The organism is Sphingomonas kyeonggiensis (genome assembly GCF_014204495.1).
Taxonomy (GTDB): Bacteria; Pseudomonadota; Alphaproteobacteria; order Sphingomonadales; family Sphingomonadaceae; genus Sphingomonas; species Sphingomonas kyeonggiensis_A.
This window is the reverse complement of record NZ_JACHLN010000003.1, coordinates 1017375-1037724: the sequence shown is the minus strand read 5'-3', so window position 1 is coordinate 1037724 and position 20350 is coordinate 1017375. Positions and strand designations below refer to the sequence as shown.

The window sequence follows — 20350 nt, the reverse complement described above, 5'->3', positions numbered from 1 at the left end:
CGGGTGGCAGGCTCCGCCTGCCGCTGTGTTGCCTTTGTGGCACACCTGCGCGCTAAATGTTTCACCATTTTACCGAATATGTTTCTGCTTCTTTACAACCGAAGCGGAGTGAAACACCCTGCTCCTAGAGGGGCCTCTTGGGAGGAAGCCCGCTCAGAAACATCCCGGGCGCGATCCGGGGGAGCGAAGGGTAAACAAACATGCTGTACAACAAGACGAAGTTGCACCGTCTTGCCCGCAGCGCAGCGCCTCTGGCGCTTGCGCTCGGCATGATCGCGACGCCTGCCTATGCGCAGACGAGCACGACGCCGCAGGACAAGCCTGCCGCAGCCGATGAGGGCGATTCGATCGTCGTCACCGGCTCGCTGCTGCGCCGTACCGACACCGAGACGCCGTCGCCGGTTACCGTGCTGACCTCGGACTCGCTGGCCAAGGCGGGCATCACCACGATGAGCGACGCCATCCGCTCGATCTCGGCTGACAGCGCCGGTTCGATCGGCACCGGCTTCCAGACCGGCTTCTCGGCGGGCGGCTCGGCCGTGTCGCTGCGTGGCCTTGGCGTCTCTTCGACGCTCGTTCTTGTCGACGGCCTGCGCTCGACCAACTTCCCGATCAACGATGACGGTCACAACGCCTATGTCGACCTGAACTCGCTACCGTTCAGCCTGGTGGACCGCGTCGAAGTGCTGAAGGATGGCGCGTCCTCGACCTATGGCGCGGACGCGATCGGCGGCGTGGTCAACATCATCCTGAAGAAGCAGTTCAACGGCGTCGCGGGCACCGTCGAAGGCGGCGTGGCCGAGCGCGGAGACGCGGGCCATCTTCGCGCCGATCTCACGGTGGGCTTCGGCGACTATGAGAAGTCGGGCTTCAACTTCTACCTCAACGGCGAATATCAGCGTGACGATCGCGTCAGCAATCATGACCGTGGCTTCCCGTACAACACGCAGGATCTGACTGCGATCGGCGGCAATGACAACAACACCGCCGACAGCGGCCTCACTGTCAACACGCCCACTGCTTACGTCGTGCGCACGACGCAGAGCGATCTCAACAACCCGCTGAGCGGCGGCACCGCCGTGACCAACGATCCCGGCCAGACCTATGCGACGTACACCGCGCTGGGCATCGCCAACTGCGCGCGGCCGACCTACACGGTCACCACCGGCGCCGCCCGCGGCGTCGGCTGCCCGTATGACCTGACCGACCTGTATCGGCAGATCCAGCCGCTGCAGGAGCGCTACTCGGTCAATGGTCGCCTGAGCGTCCGCCTCAGCGACAACATCGAAGGCTATGTCACCGGTAGCTTCAGCCGCAGCTACGTCTCGATCACCAGCGCCTTCCCGTCGGCGATCCGTCAGACCCAGCCGTTCGGCGGCAGCCCGCTCGTCGCGACGAGCAATCCGGGCGTCGTCCTCCCGTATTTCGTCTGCTCGGCGGGAACGAACTGCGCCACGGCCGCGGATCGGCGCCTGAATCCGAACAACCCCTATGCCACCAACGCGGCTGCAACGCCTGCGATCGCGGCCGCCAACGCCGCCCGCATCTATTATCTGTTCGGCGACATCCCGGGCGGCAGCGAGCGCACCAACGATGTGTACCGCTTCAGCGCGGGCCTCAATGGCAGCCTCGCCAACGACAGCTGGCGTTGGCGGATCGAGGGCGTCTATGCTCGTGACAATCTGGAGATCACCCAGCACGGCCTGATCAACATCGCCGCGCTGCGCCAGGTGATCAACACGGGCTCCTACAACTTCGTCAATCCGAGCCAGAATACCCAGGCCGTTCGTAGCTTCCTGGCACCGGACAAGACCACGCCGTCCTATTCGGAAATGTACTCGGCCGACGTCTCGCTGACCGGCGAGCTGGCGCAGTTGCCGGGCGGACCGTTGCAGCTCGCCGTGGGTGGCCAGGTGCGGCATGAGACGTTGGAGAACAACAACCAGAACGCCGCGCTCGATACCTATGGTCTGACGACTTCCTCGGCTTTCGGCTCGCATACCGTGTACGCCGCCTTCGCCGAGCTCGATGCGCCGATCCTGGACTCGCTCGATATCAACCTGTCCGGCCGCTATGACCATTATTCGGAAGGCTATGGCCGCTTCTCGCCGAAGGTGGGTATCAAGTTCACGCCGATCCGCGAGTTCGCGGTGCGCGGGACCTACTCGCAGGGCTTCCGCGCCCCGACCTTCGCCGAGGCCGGTCCCCGCAGCCAATATGCCGGCTTCGTGACGATCACACCGCCGGGCGCGTTCTGCGCGCAGCATGGCGGCAGCAATAATTCCGGCTCGTGCGTCAACGGCGGCAACCCGTACAACTTCCAATATTCGGTGGGCCGCGGTTTCGCCGGCAATCCGAACCTCGAGCCTGAAAAGTCGCGCAGCTTCACCGCCGGCGCGATCTTCCAGCCGGCGAAGTGGTTCAGCGCCACGGTCGACTATTACAATGTGAAGAAGACCAACCTCGTGGCGAATGGTCCGCTCGCCGGGGCCGCGATCAACGCCTATTACTCGGTTGCCGGCAACAGCTATGCGTCGGCAGCCGCGGCGTCGGCGGCGGGCTGTGCCGCAGTGGCCGCGGTCGGGGCAGGTTATTCGTGCAACCTGATCGACGGCGTCGATCCGCTGTTCCCGAATGCACTGCCGCGCGTGCTGATCGTCAACGCGCCGTTCGTGAACGTGAACTCGGACACGACTGAGGGTCTCGACTTCTCGGCGACCTTCTCGGCTCCGTTCGGCGGTGGGGTGAAGTTCACCAGCCGCGTCGAGGCGACCTATGTGCTGCGTTACGACCGCGACACGGCGGCGGGCATTCAGCGCTTTGCCGGCAGCTTCGGCCCCTACGACCTGTCGTCGGGTAACGGTACGCCGCGCATCCGCGGCAACTGGCAGAACACGCTCGACTTCGGCAACTACACGATCAGCGCGACGGCCTATTATGTTGGCCGGATCAAGGAAGTCTCGACCGACCAGGGCAACCTGTCCACGTCGTGCTCCGCGAACCTGTACAAGGTGCCGGCGTCGGCGCCGGGTTATGAGAAGTTCTGCTACGTCAACAGCTTCATCAACATTGACCTGAACCAGACCTTCCGCGTCAACGACGACTTCACCTTCTTCGTGAACGTGAAGAACCTGCTCGATGCCCGCGCACCGATCGCTCCGGCGGCCTATGCGAGCGCGCCGAACTTCCTTACCACCTGGCACTATGCCGGCCTGATCGGCCGCCAGTTCCGGGCAGGCGCGACCTTCAAGTTCTGACAGCGGCTTGAAGTTCGTGAAATGGGGCGGCCTCCTTCGGGAGGCCGCCCTTTTTCGTTCAGAAGCGGATGCCGACGCCAGTAGTGACGTTGTTGCTCACCACGCCGCGGGCATAGTCGGTGTAGCGATACTCGCTTTTCCAATAGGCGTTGGGGAGCAGCTTCACCTCGACGCCGGCGCCGAGCAGCACGCCATCGAGATTGTTGCGTGCGCTGCTGGTGACACCCGCGACCGTCTCGTCCTGGCGAAGCTGGAGATTGGCGTAGCCGAGCTTGCCGTAAAGCAGCGTATTGGGCGTGATCGGCGTGCCGATGCGGCCGGCGAGGGTGATCTCGCGGCGCTTGCGCAACTCGCCGCCATCGGTGGCGTCGCCATAGCTGTAGCCGGTGTCGGCAAGGTTGAGGCCGACATCGATGCCCGCGATCAGCTTGGGTGCGACCGCGACGTCATAGCCGATCGCTACCCCATAGCCGAGATCACCCTGCTTCTCGCGACCATCGCTGGCGGTGGCGAGGTCGAAGCGGATCTGGTCGAAGCCGATCGTCGCTTCGGCCCGGGCTCCGGTGAACTGGTCCGCATCCTGCGCCAGCGCGGGCGTGGCCGCGCCCGAGGCGGCGGCGATAAGGGCGATATGCAGCTTGTTCATTGTCTACTCCATGTACTGGCGCCACAGGGCGCGGAGGCGGTACTGGAGGCACGGAATCGCGCCCGGGTTTCGGGCGATTGCAGCTCGATCGGATTGCGTTGCGACGAGGCAATAAAAGGGGGCGATACCAGAAGGTACCGCCCCAGAAATCGCCGATGCCGGCAGTTAGAACTTGAAGTTCGCACCTGCCCGGAACGTCCGGCCGATCAGGCCCGGAGCATGCCACGAGGTCAGCGTGTTCACCTGGCTCGGATAGGCGGTATTCGCGAACAGCGGCGCGCGCGCATTCGTGACGTTGCCGACCAGGCCGAAGAAGCTGAACTGGTCGTTGACCTTCACCGTCAGGTTCACATCCGTGTAAATGAACTTGCCGATATGGCAGAAGTCGGCCGTGCCGGAGGTCGGCCGGTAGATGGCGGAATTGCTGCAGGAAGTGTCGCCATTGACCGAAGTGGCCTGATCGGCGGCCACTGCCTTGATCGAGCCGACCAGATAGGTCGTCGTGCTGAGCGAGACCTGGTTATAGGTGAAGGTGTTCTGCCAGTTGCCGCGCCAGCGCGGCGTGCCGCCGCCCGACGACAGATCTTCCGGACCCACCGTGCCTGCATAACGCTGCACGGCACCGGTCCTCGGATGGAGATCGTACTTCAGGGTCTCCTGCACATCGAGCCGGCTTTCCCAGCGGAAGTCCTCGCTGAACTTGATGCGCGCGTCAGCGGTGAATTCGAGGCCGGCAATGACCGAGTAAGCAGTGTTCACATAAGGCGCATTGAGCACGAGCAGCCGCGGCAGCGCGTTGGGTGCGAAGGGATCGGCGCCGTCGATCACGTTGCACGAATAGCCGGTGCCGATTGCCGCGACCCTGGCGCAGCCCGCGGCCGAGGCGGCCGCCGCGCTGGCGAAGGTCTGGCCCGCGACCGAGTAATACGCATTGATCGCGTCCGAGGTTTGCGGGCCGGTGACGATCAGGTTCGACTTCTTCACATTGAAATAGTCGGCCGTGAAGCTCAGCCACGAAGTCGGCTCGAAGATCGCGCCGAGCGTGAGGCTCCGCGACGTTTCCGGCTTGATCGCAGGGTTCCCGACATAGCCGCGACCCAGGCTGTAGGTTGCGGTGTAGCTCGGATTGGCTGCATGCGCGGTAAGGAAGTCACCGACCGGGGAATAGCCGACAAAGCCGGAATAGGAGCTGCGCGCATCCGATTCCGCGAAGGTCGGCGCGCGGAAGCCTTCCGAATAGGTGCCGCGAAGCGCGATCTGCTTGATCGGCTGGAACTTCACACCCGCCTTGGGCGAGAAGCGGCCGATGCCGGTCGAATAATGATCGTAGCGGCCGGACAGGTTGATATCGAGGATGTCGAACACCGGTGCGTCGATTTCGAAGAAGCCCGCCCAGACCGAGCGGTCGCCATAGGCCTGCGCGGTCGTGAGGCCGGGTACGTCGAGGTTGGGGTTCAGGCTGTTGTTGGTCAGCTTCTCCTTGCGATACTGGCCGCCGACGGCGAACTTCAGGTCGCCTCCCGGGAGGGTGAAGAGGCTGCGGCTGAGCGATGCGTCCACCGTCAGCTCGCTCGAATAGGAGATCGCGGTGATTGCCGGGGCCACCATGTCGCGGACCGCCTGGGAATTCAGGCTCGGGTTGACGAAGTTATAGGCGCCGGTGTTGATCGCCCTGACCAGGCCGTTGAGATTGGCCCAGCCATATTGGGTGAAATCCAGCCTGGCGTGCGAATAGCCAGCCTCGACATTCCAGTCCCAGCTGTCGCCGAGGGTGCCGCGCAGGCCGCCGGTGAAGCGGAACACTTCGTTGGTGCGCTTGCTGCCCGCGGGGATGTCGCCGAACAGATAGTAGAGGCGCGCGGCCCCCTGGCTCGGGTTGGCAGCATAGGCCGCCGCATAGGGATTGTTCGGGTTCAGCCGGCGATCCGCCGCGGTCGCGCAGTTGACGCCCGACGCGCAGATATAGACCGGCAGCACGATGCCCGGATTGGTGGTCGAAGTCGCCGGCGAGCCGCCGAATGCCTGGGTCTGGCGGACCGAGCGCGGGGCGTTGATGATATCGACGCGGCTGTTTGCGTAGCTGGCCGCAGCATAGCCCTCGATATTGTCACCGATGCGGTAGCTCACCCGCGCGACGGCGTCGTAGCGCTGCTGCTTGGGCGTGATCTGGCCATATTCCCGGGTGAGGTCGTGCCTGCAGGCGGTGCCGACACGCGTCCCGTTTTCCGAATAGGTGCCATAGGCGCAGTTCGCGAGCGGGGTGAGCGAGGTGTAGAGCGCCGGCGACGTGGCGTTCGTCACTGAACCGGCCAGCGGATTGTTCAGATCGCTCTGGGTCGTGCGGGTGACGACGGCATCCGTCGTCGGCGTGCCGAGCGTGTCGTCGGCGCGGTTGTTGTCGTTGCCCCCGATGCTGCGAAGATCGAGCGTGTTGAAGGGGAAGCCGCGCGAGTCGGCCGAAATGCGGCCGCCATATTCATAGTCGCCGCCGACATAGACGTTGAAGCCCTGGGTGTCATAGTCGCCGAACCCGAAGAGGAGCTTCGCGCGGTACTTTGCGCCGTCGCCCTGCTCGGTCGCGCCCCCTTCGACGGTCGCCTCGAGGCCGGTCATCTGCTTGCGGGTGATGATGTTGACCACGCCGCCGATCGCGTCCGCGCCGTACAGCGACGAAGCGCCGTCCTTGAGAACCTGCACCTGCTGGACATTCACCAGCGGGATGCTGTTGAGGTCGACATAGGAGTTATGGCCGTCGTCGCTGAGCGGGAAGTTGGTCGAGCGAAGGCCATCGACCAGGATCAGCGTGGACGACACGCCAAGGTTGCGAAGCGAAACGGCGGCACCGCCGGCCGAGAAGCCGCTGGTGAAGCCGTTGCCGATCGAGCCGGCGCCGTCGGCGGAGGCCGAGCGGATGGCGTCCGTCACGTTGGTGATGCCGGCGCGCTCGAGATTCTCCGCGGTGATGACCGTCACCGGCGACGCGGTGTGGGTATCCGACTGGCGGAAGATCGAGCCGGTGACCACGATGGCGCCGTCATTGGACGGGCTATCCTGTGGCGACGTAGCGGTTGTGGCTTCGGTGCTGGCGGGAGCTTCCTGGGCGAAGGCGGGCGCAGCAAGGAGCGAGCCCGCCAGCGCAACGGCGGACAAGGCCGCGCTTGCGCGCAGCCGTGCGATGGTCGTCTTCATGTATTTTTCCTCAATCTCCCCGGCTCTGCCCTCGGCAGACCGGAGACCCCCCGCACTTCCTCGCCGGCGTCCCTGCAGCAACGGCGAAGCGGAGGAGAGGATGAGAGAGTGTTTTACTCGTGTAAAGCATCCCCGCGCCGGAAAGGATTGTTGCCGGACCGTTTCCGAGCGCGTGTTTCCGAAATGCCACACCTGTGCGGCGTGGAGAGGTGCCCGTCTGCCGGCGGGGTGTGGGCACAAAAAAAGGGAGGGCGTTGCCGCCCTCCCTCGATTTTCTCGGCCTTGGCTATCAGGCGGCGAGCTTGCGCAGCACGTAGTGCAGGATGCCGCCGTTGAGGAAATATTCCAGCTCGTTGACGGTATCGATCCGGCAACGGGTGAGGAAGGTTTCCTTGGTGCCGTCCTCGCGGGTGAGCTCGACTTCCACGTCCTGGCGCGGGCGGAGGCCGGCCACGTTCTTGATCGTGAAGGTGTCGCTGCCCTTGAGCTTCAGCGTCTCGCGGGTCACGCCCTCGGCGAACTGCAGCGGCAGGATGCCCATGCCGACCAGGTTCGAGCGGTGGATGCGCTCGAAGCTCTCGGTGATGACGGCGCGGACGCCGAGCAGGTTGGTGCCCTTGGCCGCCCAGTCACGCGACGAGCCGGTGCCATATTCCTTGCCCGCGACGATCACGAGCGAAGTGCCGTCGGCCTTGTGACGCATTGCGGCGTCGTAAATCGGCATTACCTGACCACCATAGCGGGTCATGCCGCCCTCGATGCCCGGCACCATCTCATTCTTGATGCGGATATTCGCGAAAGTGCCGCGGACCATGACTTCATCGTTGCCGCGGCGCGCGCCGTAGCTGTTGAAGTCCTTCTTCGCCACCTGATGCTCCTGCAGGAACGTGCCTGCGGGGCTGTCGGCCTTGATCGAACCGGCCGGCGAGATGTGGTCGGTGGTGATCGAGTCGCCGAGGATGGCGAGGGGCTTGGCTTCGATGATGTCGGTGACCGGAGCCGGGGTCATCGACATGCCCTCGAAATAGGGCGGGTTGTGGATGTAGGTCGAGCTGGTCGGCCACGAATAGGTGTCCGAGCCCGTCACGTCGATCTTCTGCCAGTGCGCATCGCCGGCGTACACGTTCGCGTAGCGCGAGCGGAACATCTGGTCGTCGATGTTGGCAGTGATCAGCCCGGCGACTTCCTCGTTGGTCGGCCAGATGTCCTTGAGGAACACGTCCGCGCCGTCCGAACCCTGGCCGATCGGCGTCTCGTACATGTCCTCGGTCACCGTGCCCTTGAGCGCATAGGCGACCACCAGCGGCGGCGAGGCCAGGAAGTTCGCGCGCACGTCCGGCGAGACGCGGCCCTCGAAGTTGCGGTTGCCCGACAGCACCGAGGCAGCGACGATGTCGTTGCCGTTGATCGCCGCCGAGATCGGCTCGGCGAGCGGACCCGAGTTACCGATGCAGGTCGTGCAGCCATAGCCGACCAGGTTGAACCCGATCGCGTCCAGATCCGCGGACAGACCCGTCTTGTTGAGATAGTCGGTCACCACCTGCGAGCCCGGCGCCAGCGAGGTCTTCACCCACGGCTTGCGGGTCAGGCCCTTCTCGCGTGCCTTGCGGGCGACAAGGCCGGCCGCGATCAGCACCGAGGGGTTCGAGGTGTTGGTGCACGAGGTGATCGCCGCGATCACCACGTCGCCGTCACCGATGTCGTGGTCCTTGCCCTCGACGGGCACGCGCACGGCATGGTCCTTCTTGTAGACCTTGGTCAGGTCGCCGTTGAACACTTCGTCGACGCTGTCGAGGCTGACGCGGTCCTGCGGGCGCTTCGGGCCGGCGAGCGACGGACGCACCGTCGACATGTCGAGCTCGAGCGTGTCGGTGAAGATCGGCTCCGGGCCATCGACCGAGTGCCAGAAGCCCTGCGCCTTGGCATAGGCCTCGACCAGCGCGACGGTCTCGTCCGGACGGCCGGTGAGGCGCATGTAATCGAGCGTCTTGTCGTCGATCGGGAAGAAGCCGCAGGTCGCGCCGTACTCGGGCGCCATGTTGGCGATCGTCGCGCGGTCCGCCAGCGTCATCGCGTGCAGGCCCGGGCCGTAGAATTCGACGAAGCGGCCGACCACGCCCTTGGCGCGCAGCATCTGGGTGACGGTCAGCACCAGGTCGGTCGCGGTGATGCCCTCACCGAGCTTGCCGGTCAGCTTGAAGCCGACGACTTCGGGGATGAGCATCGACACCGGCTGGCCGAGCATCGCGGCCTCGGCCTCGATGCCGCCCACGCCCCAGCCGAGCACGCCCAGGCCGTTGACCATCGTCGTGTGGCTGTCGGTGCCGACCAGCGTGTCCGGATAGGCGATCGTCGCGCCGTCGGCGGTCTTGGACGACCAGATCGACTGCGAGATATATTCGAGGTTCACCTGGTGGCAGATGCCGGTGCCCGGCGGAACCACCGAGAAATTGTCGAGCGCCTTCGAGCCCCACTTGAGGAACTCATAGCGCTCCGCATTGCGCTCGTACTCGAGCGCGACATTGTCCTCGAACGCCTTGGGCGTGCCGAACTCGTCGACCATCACCGAGTGATCGATGACGAGGTGGACGGGGACCTGCGGATTGATCTTCTGCGCGTCGCCGCCGAGCTTGGTGATCGCATCGCGCATCGCGGCGAGATCGACCACGCAGGGAACGCCGGTGAAGTCCTGCATCAGCACGCGGGCCGGGCGATACTGGATCTCGCGGTTCGAACGCGCGTCCTTCTGCCAGTCGACGATCGCCTGGGCGTCGTCCTTGGTGACGGTGACGCCGTCCTCGAAGCGCAGCATGTTCTCGAGCAGCACCTTCATCGAGAAGGGCAGGCGGCTGATGTCGCCAAGCTTCTTCGCGGCCTTGGGCAGCGAGAAGAAGTCGTAGCTGGCGGTGCCGACAGTGAGCGTGTCGCGGGTGCCGAGGGTATCGTTGCCGATCGCGGTCATTGGGCGCGAGGTCCTTTCATTTGTCCGGCCGGGCGCTCGGGGGACGTGGCACCTTTATAGAGCCGCGCGGGCGCACCGGAGTGCTGCGAATGCGAAGATTCGCGGGTGCCGCTAGCACGGGCGGGGGGCGGGGGGAAGGGGAGGGGTGCGCGGAGGTGGCGATGGTATTGAACAGCGCGGTTTGAGCCATTTGCGGAATAATAGGTTCCCGCTGCCCCAGGGCCCATAGCTGCCCTTCTCTGGCCACATACCCTTCAATCTTAGAATATTTGGCGTGTGAGATACGATAAGCTATCATACGGATAGCATGTTGTAAGTATTGCCTAGGTTCAACTAGCTTCGTATGAGATTGCTGGGCCGGGCGGAGCCACCATGGTGGCTGGCTCAAGATTCTTTCTTGGGTCGTCGTTACAAACCGAGTTGTCTCGCATCTGCATCCTTCATCGAGGGATTAGTTGCCTTCGAATTACTACGCCCGGCCCACAAAATCGGGGGTGTAGTGGTTGATGTCTCAGGGGTTGCGCGATCGGGTTTGGCTCACGGCCCATATCCGCATGAAAACGGAGCGTCGGCTAAGATCCACTAGCAGAACGCTTAATTACATTACCGTATGGTATTCGACCATTCTGACATGCCTGTCCGTCTATCAGCTCGTGGCTGAAAAGCAGGTGTTCCGGGATGTTGCTTCTGCGGTGCTTGCGATCGCTGTGCTGGCGCTGTCGATCTTCGTTCCTTCTCTCAATCTCGACCAACAGGCTGATCGATTCAGAGAATGCTATCTGAAGCTCCAGCGTCTTCTCGATACCATCGCGGATGACGATATGTTGACGACCGCGTATCACGATGTGCTTGAAGCCTACCCAAATCACCCCCCGAGAGACTACACCGATTTTGTGTTGGCATCTCATTTGGCGAACCAGAGTCTAACGAGCGCTGGTAAGCTCATTCTGCCCACGATCCCGATGCATATTGGATATTGGTTCAGGCAGGTTCGCGGGGTTGCGGTGGCAGGCGGAGGGTATCTAGCCCCCGGCCTTCTTTATTTCATCCTATGACGCTGCCAAACTTCGACTTCATCCCGCTAGACGGCTTCAATGCGGCTTGGCTCAAGGCCGTCTACCAGTCCCATGTCGCGAGATCTCGCGCGGTGGGTAAGGACGGGATTCGGCATCATGCTTTCGAGAAGATGCTGGACGCGGAATGCGAACTCATCGCTGCGAAGGTAAACGAGGGGACATATCGCCCGACTAATTACAGGGAGAAACTTATTGCGCGTGGATCGAAGCGGCCGCCGCGCCAAATCTCCGTGCCGACCATTCGTGACCGTCTTGCGCTAAGAGGCGCGCTTGAGTTTCTGAAGAGTCACTTTCCGATCGCACAGCCGCGACCGCCGCATGTTTTCATCAAGGATATCAAGACCCACCTCAAGGTGGCGCGCGTGCACTCTTCATTTCTGCGGATGGACATCAAGGATTTCTACCCTTCGCTACGCCACGACCTTCTCCAGGAGGCTCTGAAGAAATCCGACCTGCCAGACTCGATCATCGGTCTCATCATCAGGGCCGTTGCCACCAGGACCGGCACGGCGGACCAGCCTGCGCCGACGGCTGGCGTTCCACAGGGGCTGAGCATATCGAACGCGCTCGCTTCAATATACATGGTCGAGTTCGACAAGATTGCGGACGACGGTGTGTTCTATCGGCGATACGTTGACGACATTTTGGTTATAGCGGAATCAGAGAAGATCAACTCGGTCTACAGGTCTCTTTGGGCGGGGCTGGAAAGCATCGGCTTGGCGAGTCATCCGATGGGAACGCCAGGCAAGACCGAGGCGAGCGTCCTTGGCGACGGGGTGCAGTATCTGGGCTATGAAATCACCCCGGATCAGATTTCTGTGCGGCAGTCCTCGCTGGCTAAGATGTTTTCAAACTTGGCGAAGGTCCTTACCAGCTTCAGATATAAGCGTGATCACGAAAGAGATCTATTCAGGTTAAACCTGAAGATTTCTGGGTGTATCATTAATAATTCCCGTAGGGGCTGGCTGATGTTTTTCAGTCAAACCGATAATATATCTCAGTTGGCGTATTTGGATTCGTGGCTGAATTTGGAAATGAAACGTCTTTCTATAAAGAAAGGTTCCGTGAAGACATTTAAGAGATCTTATTATGAAATTCGGTTCAATCTTCAGGAAAGTATCTACATACCGAATTTCGACAAATACGATCTTGATCAGAAGAAGGAGGTCGTTGCTATTCTCTCGAGGAAGCGCAGGGAGGAGGTCGACGCCATGGATGTGGTCCTGGTCGAGCGCGAATTCGACCGCCTGATCGGTCGAGAGGTTTCCGAGCTTGAGAAGGATCTAATTGATGCCTTCTCTTAAAGCGCTGAGCGAGTGTCAGGTCTCGGTGACCGGAAATTTTCTTATCGGCGGCGAGAAATGGGTCTCAATGCGGGTGACTAACGCGTCTTGTGGTGTTTGTTCCATATTTGTTCTTCCAATGTAGGAAAATCCCCCATAACTGAGTCGGCTCCTGGGAAGAGGAGCGAGTCGCATGGCGGGCGAGTTTGGGCGGCAGCGTTGGTCGGGGGCGGTGCGGGAGGCTTTCCTGCGCGGGCTGGCGGCGCATGGTTCGGTGCGGCGGGCGTGCCGCGAGACGGGGATGAGCGTTGCCGGCGCCTATGGGGTGCGCAAGCGCGATCCTGATTTTGCCCGGCTCTGGGCCCGTGCGGTGGCGCGGTCCGGGGAGGCGCGGGCGGCGCGGCTGGCCGATGCCGGCAGGAAGGCCGAGCGGCGCGACGGCATGTTCGGCAATTATCGCAAGCGGCGCGACGGCTGGACCGAGGTGCGGGTACGCATCTTCCTGCGCGCACTCTCCGAGACCGGCTGCGTGCGCGATGCCTGTGCGCGGGCGCGGATCTCCAGCAATTCGGCCTATCGGATGCGCCAGCGCGACGCGAAGTTCGCCGAGGCCTGGGCCAGGGCGCTCGACCGGGCGCTGCCGACGCTGGAACAGGCGGCCTGGGAACGCGCGGTGATGGGCTGGGACGAAGTGGTGTGGAAGGACGGGGTGGAAGTGTCGCGCAAGCGGCGCTTCTCCGATGCGCTGCTCCGCTTCCTGATCAACCATGCCGGCGCCGGCCAGCCGCACCGCAAGCTCAGCGAGAAGGAGCTGATCGCGCAGGCGCGGGCGGCGGCCTATGCCGCGGGCGGCTATTTCGAGCTGCGCGCGACCTCCGAGGAAACCGACGCCGCGATCATGCGCAAGCTCGACGCGATCGACCGGGCACGGGCGCGCGAGGCGGCGGATGCGGCCGAGAAGGCTGCGGCCGAGGCCGCGGCGCGGGGGGATGGGTTCGGGGAGGACGACGACGAGGATTGGGACGCGGACGACGTCGGCGAGGATGGCGGGGAGGATACGCGGGCGGAGTGGGTGCCGAAGACGTTCGGGCAGCCGCGGATTACGGGGATGTAGTTCGGCTTGCTCCCCTCCCTGCAAGGGAGGGGTTGGGGGTGGGTTGCGACCCCGGCGAAGGCCGGGGGAGCTCAGCCAGTCGGTCGGTAAATAAAGAAAAAGCCGGGCATCGAGCCCGGCTCTTTCTAACCCACCCCTGGCCCCTCCCTTGCAGGGAGGGGAATTGCTTTGGCTTAGAACAGCAGGGTCAGCGCGTAGAACAGGGCGCCGACCGCCGCCGAGGCGGGGATGGTGATGATCCAGGCGGTGATGACGTTGCCGGCCACGCCCCAGCGGACCGCCGAGGCTCGCCTTGCGGTGCCGGCGCCGATCACCGCGCCGGTGATCGTGTGGGTGGTCGACACCGGGATGCCGAGCACCGAGGCGCCGAACAGCACGATCGAGCCGGCCAGCGAGGCGCTGAAGCCCTGGTGCTGGGAGAGCTTGGTGATGCGGCTGCCCATCGTCTCGATGATCTTCCAGCCGCCGCTCAGCGTGCCGAGCGCGATCGCGATGTAGCAGGAGATCGCCACCCAGTGCGGCACGTGGAACTCGCCGTGGAGATAGCCGGTCGAGTAGAGCAGCACGGTGATGATGCCCATCGTCTTCTGCGCGTCGTTGAGGCCGTGGCTCAGCGAATAGGCGCCCGAGGAGACGAGGTGCAGCATGCGGAAGCTGCGCTCGGCGGTGCGCGAGGTGGCGCGCATGAACAGCCAGGAGGTGATGAGCATCACCAGCATCGCCAGGATCATGCCGATCGTCGGCGAGAGGACGATGGCGATGAGGGTCTTGTTGAGGCCGGTCCACTTGACGCCGGTGAGGCCGGCATGGGCGACGCCCGAGCCGATCATCCCGCCGACGAGGGCGTGGGAGGAGGAGGACGGGATGCCCTTGAGCCAGGTGACGACGTTCCAGAACATCGCGCCGACCAGCGCGCCGAAGACGACCGCGGGGGTGATGAAGTTCTTGTCGATCAGGCCCTGGCCGATCGTGTCCGCGACCTTGTGGAGCGCGGGGAAGGCGATGGTCAGGAAATAGGCCGCGAAGTTGAACACCGCGGCGAAGGCGACGGCGTGGACCGGCTTGAGGAGGCGCGTCGCCACGACGGTGGCGATCGAGTTGGCGGCGTCATGCAGGCCGTTGAGGAAATCGAACGCGAGCGCGACGATTATCAGGCCGATGAGCAGCGGTAGGGCGAGTTCGTGCATCGCTCTGGGCTCTATCAGGCGTGGTCGATGACGATGCCGTCGATCTCGTTCGCGACATCCTCGAACGCGTCGACGATGCGCTCGAGATGCTTGTAGACTTCGCGCTGGACCGAGAAGTTGAGCGCGTCGATCGGGCCGAGCTCCTTGAACGCGCGCTTGAGGCCGTCGCGGTGGATCTCGTCGGCATGGCTCTCCATGCGGACCAGGCGCTCGGTGAGCTCGTGCAGGCGCGCGCCGTTGCGGCCGACGTCGCGGAGCAGCGGCATCGCCTCGACGACGAGGCGCGAGGCATCGACGATGATCGCGACCATGTCCTGCATCTCGCGCTCGAACTTGCTCACTTCGTAGAGGTCGATCGCCTGGACGGCGGCCTGCATCTCGTCGATCGCGTCGTCCATCGAGCCGATCAGCGAGGTGATCGCGCCGCGGTCGAACGGCGTGAGGAAGGTCTCGCGGACGGTGCGCAGCATCTCGCGGATGATCTCGTCGGCGTCATGCTCGCGCTCGATGACTTCGCGGACATGGTCGCGATTGCCGTCCTGGACCAGCCGGGCGAGCGCCTCGGCGCCGGCCGCGACGGTGACGGCATGCGCTTCGAAGAGCTCGAAGAAATTGCCCGTCTTGGGGAGCAGGCGCTGGAACCAGGCGAACATGGACTTCACTTTCGATTTTTCGGCGACAGCGGCGAGGATGCCGATGCGCTGGGTGGCTGCCTTGAACTCGGAGGGGCCGAAGGAGCGGATGAGGTCGCGCAGATCCTCCTCGTCGACCGCCTCGGCGGCTTCGGCGAGGCTGAACCAGCGGCGCTCGCGCTGCGACTGCTCCTTCCAGGACGAGAGTTCGGCGGTGACGGCGAGGGGGAAGACCTCGACGTCGAACATCAGCGAGGCGCCGTTGGGGCGCTTCTTGCGGTAGCGATAGGTGCCGAGCGTGGTCGGGCAGACGAGGCCGAGCACGCCGGCCTCCTCCTTCGCCTCGAGCGCGGCGGCGCTGTGGAGGGCGATGCCGGCGGGCGGGTTGCCCTTGGGAATCACCCAGCGGCCGGTCTCGCGCGAGGTCACCAGCATCACCCGCACGGGTGCGTCGATCGCGGTCCCCTCGGTGCGATAGGGCAGGGCGGCAATCTGGCGAATGGCGTCGGCTCCGGGAAAAGGCTGGCGAGCGCGTTACAAGTTCATGACTGGTACGCGCAAGTAAACATCGGTGGGGGCTGGGCCATTAGGGCGCGGGCGGGAGAGCCCGCGCCCACCGATGGGTACCGCCGGAGGGAGCCGGCGGACCTGCCTGACCCCCGCATTGGGACGAGGGCCATGCGACATGGGGCGAGGGTGAGTCGCCCGAGTCCGTTGATTTCGGGGCGCTATTGGCGTGCGGGACACCGTCCTCAAGCGGGACGTTGCCCATTTTGGCGGAAGTCTAGTCGAATGCGACGGGTGCCGGCCGGCCGGCGATATAGGCCCGCGCCGGATCCTCCAGCGGGAAACCGTTTACACCCAGGCGGGCAAGCAGAAGCCGGACGGTGGAGAAGCTCTGGATGCTGGTCGCCACCGACTCGGGACGATTGAGCCAGGCCTCGGAGACGAGCAGCTTCTTGCCGTGCCGCTCGACCCGGCCATCGGCGAGCAGGCGGGCGAGGCGGCGGCGCACCGTCGCCTCGGGCAGGCCGAGCGCGCGGGCGACGGCGCTGGTCCGCACCGGCACGCGCAGCGACAAAGGCGGCTCCTTGCGGCCATCGGCATAATGCCAGGCCAGCTCGCGATCGGCGTTGAGCAGCCGCGAATTGGCGGCATAGATCGTCGAGAACAGCACCAGCTCGAGCCAGTCGGCATGGGTGCGCCGGTTGGTATCGACCACCGCGAGCATCAGGTCGATCGCCGCCTGGACCCCGGCGGCATGATGATAGGACCGGGCCATGCCGACCGCGGGCATCTGCACCCCGGCCCGCGCCATGTCGGCGACGAAGCGCACGGCGGCATCGTGGATCAGGACGAGCAGCGCCGCGATCTCGGGCGAGCGGAGCTCGGCATGGCTGGCGCGCACGCCATCGGGGCCGCGCTCGCACCAGCCGGCATCGACCAGCGCGTGGACGTGGCGACGCACCGTCTCGTACGGCCGCGACAGCGACATGGCGAGCGAATGGGCCGAGACGCTCTGCGCCAGCCCCTCTCCGGCATCGAAGGAATAGGTGTCGCGGGTGATGACCGAGAAGATCGTCACGCGATCGAGATCGCCGTCGAACAGCCGGATCGCCCGGGCCAGCACTGTCGTCTGCAGCTCGGCAAGCAAGCGAGTCATGAGCCGGATCGGCGGGGGATCATGAGGCAGGCGGATCGACATGCTCTGCGCGCGACCTTCGCCGCTCGCGACGCGAACAGCTACCCCGGGGATTCCCTATTTCGCCATTTTGAGTAGAAGGAAATGTCGGTTTCCGTTAGGGAATTCGTCTTCAAACGCCGGAACGGGTAACCATGTTTGCTCCCGCACCCCTTAGGATGGCGGCATAGGCCTGGAAGCTATCCGAAGCGGACAGCTCCGTGCGATCGGCTAGGCTGACTGCCGGTTCGGGCGAGGGGGAAGGCGATGCGGGTTCTGGCGAGTCTGGCGACAGCGATGGCAATGCTGGTCGCCTTGCCCGTGGCGGCGCAGCAACAGGCTGCCCCGCCCGCGACGGCCGCCGCCCCGGCCCAACCCGCTCCACCGCGCCCATCCTGCCGGCCGGTGGGCGATGTGCCCGTGCTGGTGATCGATCCCGACAGCACCGCGCGGCTCGGCGCGATCGGGCTCGATCGGGCGGCGATCTTCGCGCAGATGCACGAGACCTCGATCCCCGAGACCTCCGGCTGCTGGGCCGAGCCGGCGGGCAATTTCGACAGCCAGCTCGTCTCGGTCGGCATGTCGCAGTGGAATTTCGGCACGGGTAGCCTGCAGCCGCTGCTCAAGCGCTGGAAGAAAGGGCAGCACGGCCGGTTCGGCCGCCAGCGCAAGGCGCTGCTGCCGGTCTATGGCAAGACGATCTTCTCGCGCGATTGCCTGGCGGTGCCGGTAAAGGCCAAGTGTCGCGAGAAGATCCTGGCGGCGCACGGCGCCGACGGGAAGCTCAACCCCGTCATCTGGGGCGAGTTCAACGCGCTGTTCGAGAGCGACGCGATGCTGCAGGTGCAGCTCGACGCCTATCTGGTGCTGCTCGAAGCGGTGCGGCAGGACCTGCTGCGCGTCTTCCCCGGCCAGACGATCACGCTGCGCAAGGTGCGCTGGGCCGTCGATACCAAGGTGCAGCAGGGCGGCTTCCCGCTCGACGAGGACCTGGCCCGGCTGCGGCGCAAGCTGGCGGCGATGCCCGAGGCCGACCGGCGCGACCGGCTGGCGGCGATCTTCGCCTGGTATGGCGCGCTGGCCCGCAGCATCGACCAGGACGGGGTGCAGCGCGACTGGGCATGGAATCTCGATCGCTGGGGGTGCATGCTCGACACCGGCCGGATCGACCCTGAGCAATATGAGATGCTGCACCTGACCTTCCTGCGCAGCCGCACCGCGATCGGCAATTCCGGGCGCTGGCAGGCGCTTACCTTCGAACGGCGGGCCAAGATCATCCTTGGGGTGGGCAGCGTCTCCGGCAGGACGGACGGAGAATGTTTGCGCTGACCCCTTGGAACTGCCGGCCCCGACAGCCATTACGTGACGGGAACATTTATCCGGAGTGCGGGCAATGCGCGGTTTGCTGATTGTTGCGAGTATGTTGGCGGTGGCGGGTTGCGCAAAGCCCGAGAAGAATGCGCGCTACATGGCCGGCCATTTCCGCGCCCAGGCCGACCTGAAGATGGCCGATGGCACCGATGTCGGCAAGGCGATCGCCGAGGAAGTGGACGGCACGATCCGCGTGATGGTGGAAGTGCACGGCATGACCAAGGGCGTGCACGGCACCCATGTCCACACCGTCGGCAAGTGCGAGGGGCCGGACTTCGCCAGCGCCGGCGGCCATTGGAACCCGACCGCGCACCAGCACGGCAAGGACAATCCCGCCGGCCCGCATGCCGGCGACATGCCGAATCTTTCGGTGGGCGAGGATGGCCGCGACCGCACGATCTTCGTGCTGCCGGGCGGCACCTATGAAGGGCTGATGGACCAGGATGGCGCGGCGTTGGTCGTTCATGCCAATGCCGATGACTACAAGAGCGATCCGTCGGGCAATTCGGGCGGGCGCATCGCCTGCGGTGTTTTCCACGCGATGTGACGCGTGCAGAGGGCAAAGTGACGTCGGTTCTGTTTGTATGCCTGGGCAATATCTGTCGCTCGCCGCTCGCCGAAGGCGCGTTGCGGGCGGCGGCGGCGCGTGCCGGGCTGGAACTGACGGTCGATTCGGCCGGCACCGGTGGCTGGCACGCCGGCGAGCGGCCTGACCCCCGGGCGCAGGCGGCGGCGGTGCGGCACGGCACCGACATTTCGGGGCAGCGCGCCCGGCAGGTGCGGCCCGAGGATTTCCGCCGCTTCGATCATGTCTTCGCGCTCGACCGGCAGAACCTGCGTGACCTGCAGGCGATCCTGCCGGCGGATGCGACCGCCGAGCTGGGATTGCTGATGGACCTGGTGCAGGGCCGCGAGGGCAGTTCGGTGGCCGATCCCTATTATGGCGAAGACAGCGATTTCGACGTGACCTGGGACGATGTCAGCGCCGCGGCGGATGTGCTGGTGGCGCGGCTGGGCGGGCGCTAGGCTTCAGTCCGCGAAGCCCGCCGGCGTCAGGCGCAGGCGGCGCAGGTCGAGCTTGACGTCCGTCTGGAAGCGGGCCGCGGCGGCGTCGGACAGGCGCGTGGCGTGCGCCGCGTCCTTGCGGGCCATCGCGTCGGAAAAGGCGCTGCCCTGCGCAATGAAATTGAGCATATAGGTCTCGGCCAGTTCCTGCCGGGCGGCATCGTTCATCCGCGCGAAACCGGGACTGGTGCCGAGTGCGCCGGCGATCTGGCTGCGCACCGCCTGCACTTGCGCGCGGCTGGTGAAGGGGACCTTGTTGGCTATCTGCCAGTTCTGGACCCAATAGGCAGTCATCGCATCGGCGACGTCGCCGCGACGCAGGCCGTCGGTCGCGACATGCCGTTCCCACAGGCCGAGCAGATCGTTCCGCTGGATCACCTGGCGCAGGCGCGCGGCATTGGCCGGATCGGCCCTGGCCACGAAATCGGCGAACCGGGCGCGCACGCGCACCGAGATCGCGGGGGACGGCTGGTAGCGCGTGCCGGAGACAGCTTTTGGGGCGGGCGGCCTGACCGTAGCGCGGCGTTCGCCGCCGCGGCTCCGCACCGTCGCGCCCAGCACGTTATTCATCTGCCCGACCGAGGCCATGGACGCGCCGAAGTCGATATATTGACCGCCGATGGCAGGGAAATCCTGCGCTGCCGCCGGCGCAGCAGCGAGAAGCAGGGCAGCGAGAATGGCGAGGCGCTGTTGCATTGCGGATGCTCCTGTCTTTGCAGCAAGTCTGGCGGGCGACCGTGACATTGGGAAGCCGCGCGACAGGGCGTGAGGGTGCGGCTGGGCGGGCGCGTGCCACGTTCTGCCGCTTGTCGCGCAGATACCCTCCGCGACGCTGGGGGTGGCACCTGCCTCGGATGAGGGAGGTAAAGGGCGACGCCGCTGCCGGC

At 64.8% G+C, this 20350-nt stretch carries 14 protein-coding genes; 7 read left to right on the top strand and 7 right to left on the bottom strand.

The genetic code is table 11. The features are described 5' to 3' along the window. The first annotated feature begins 269 nt into the window (after positions 1 to 269). Complete coding sequence (locus HNP52_RS18975) at positions 270 to 3257, top strand: TonB-dependent siderophore receptor (RefSeq protein WP_260396216.1); 2988 nt, start codon at positions 270 to 272, stop codon at positions 3255 to 3257. Between the two features lie 58 nt (positions 3258 to 3315). Here HNP52_RS18975 and HNP52_RS18970 read toward each other — a convergent pair whose 3' ends face one another. The 3 genes from HNP52_RS18970 to acnA all read right to left on the bottom strand — a co-directional run bounded on the left by HNP52_RS18970 (position 3316) and on the right by acnA (position 10054). After that, on the bottom strand, positions 3316 to 3903 hold the full coding sequence (locus HNP52_RS18970) for an outer membrane protein (protein ID WP_184169161.1): 588 nt from the start codon (positions 3901 to 3903) through the stop codon (positions 3316 to 3318). 165 nt (positions 3904 to 4068) lie between these two features. Further along, positions 4069 to 7092, bottom strand: a complete 3024-nt coding sequence (locus tag HNP52_RS18965; RefSeq protein ID WP_184169160.1) for a TonB-dependent siderophore receptor — start codon at positions 7090 to 7092, stop codon at positions 4069 to 4071. A 289-nt stretch (positions 7093 to 7381) separates the two neighbouring features. Continuing rightward, on the bottom strand, positions 7382 to 10054 hold the full coding sequence (gene acnA, locus HNP52_RS18960; protein ID WP_184169159.1) for an aconitate hydratase AcnA: 2673 nt from the start codon (positions 10052 to 10054) through the stop codon (positions 7382 to 7384). 506 nt (positions 10055 to 10560) lie between these two features. Here acnA and HNP52_RS18955 point away from each other — a divergent pair. From HNP52_RS18955 to HNP52_RS18945, 3 genes are all read left to right on the top strand, one after another. Then, positions 10561 to 11109 carry an SLATT domain-containing protein gene (locus tag HNP52_RS18955; RefSeq protein WP_260396215.1) on the top strand — a complete coding sequence of 183 codons (549 nt, stop codon included), beginning with the start codon at positions 10561 to 10563 and terminating at the stop codon, positions 11107 to 11109. Next, entirely contained in the window at positions 11106 to 12434 is a 1329-nt protein-coding gene (locus tag HNP52_RS18950) for a reverse transcriptase domain-containing protein (RefSeq protein ID WP_184169157.1), read from the top strand. The genes HNP52_RS18955 and HNP52_RS18950 overlap by 4 nt, the downstream gene beginning before the upstream one ends. A 172-nt stretch (positions 12435 to 12606) precedes the next feature. Then, positions 12607 to 13527: a hypothetical protein gene (locus HNP52_RS18945; protein ID WP_184169156.1), complete on the top strand. Its 921-nt coding sequence runs from the start codon at positions 12607 to 12609 to the stop codon at positions 13525 to 13527. 173 nt (positions 13528 to 13700) lie between these two features. On the opposite strand, the gene HNP52_RS18940 is transcribed toward HNP52_RS18945, so the two are convergent. The 3 genes from HNP52_RS18940 to HNP52_RS18930 all read right to left on the bottom strand — a co-directional run bounded on the left by HNP52_RS18940 (position 13701) and on the right by HNP52_RS18930 (position 17009). After that, a complete protein-coding gene (locus HNP52_RS18940) occupies positions 13701 to 14714 on the bottom strand; it encodes an inorganic phosphate transporter (protein WP_184169155.1) in 1014 nt (337 codons plus the stop codon). Between the two features lie 14 nt (positions 14715 to 14728). Continuing rightward, the gene (locus HNP52_RS18935) at positions 14729 to 15784 is read right to left on the bottom strand and encodes a DUF47 family protein (RefSeq protein ID WP_311768518.1); all 1056 of its coding nucleotides are present in this window, start codon (positions 15782 to 15784) and stop codon (positions 14729 to 14731) included. A 346-nt stretch (positions 15785 to 16130) separates the two neighbouring features. Then, positions 16131 to 17009: a hypothetical protein gene (locus HNP52_RS18930; protein ID WP_184169154.1), complete on the bottom strand. Its 879-nt coding sequence runs from the start codon at positions 17007 to 17009 to the stop codon at positions 16131 to 16133. 315 nt (positions 17010 to 17324) lie between these two features. Here HNP52_RS18930 and HNP52_RS18925 point away from each other — a divergent pair, with 315 nt between their 5' ends. From HNP52_RS18925 to HNP52_RS18915, 3 genes are all read left to right on the top strand, one after another. Beyond that, positions 17325 to 18356 (top strand): hypothetical protein, encoded by a 1032-nt coding sequence (locus HNP52_RS18925; RefSeq protein WP_184169153.1) that lies wholly within the window; start codon positions 17325 to 17327, stop codon positions 18354 to 18356. Between the two features lie 91 nt (positions 18357 to 18447). Next, positions 18448 to 18945: a superoxide dismutase family protein gene (locus HNP52_RS18920; RefSeq protein WP_260396214.1), complete on the top strand. Its 498-nt coding sequence runs from the start codon at positions 18448 to 18450 to the stop codon at positions 18943 to 18945. A 17-nt stretch (positions 18946 to 18962) separates the two neighbouring features. Beyond that, a complete protein-coding gene (locus HNP52_RS18915) occupies positions 18963 to 19424 on the top strand; it encodes a low molecular weight protein-tyrosine-phosphatase (protein WP_184169151.1) in 462 nt (153 codons plus the stop codon). A gap of 3 nt (positions 19425 to 19427) precedes the next feature. Here the strand turns inward: HNP52_RS18915 and HNP52_RS18910 are convergent, their stop codons facing one another. Then, positions 19428 to 20159 carry a DUF6683 family protein gene (locus HNP52_RS18910; RefSeq protein WP_184169150.1) on the bottom strand — a complete coding sequence of 244 codons (732 nt, stop codon included), beginning with the start codon at positions 20157 to 20159 and terminating at the stop codon, positions 19428 to 19430. Positions 20160 to 20350 lie beyond the last annotated feature (191 nt).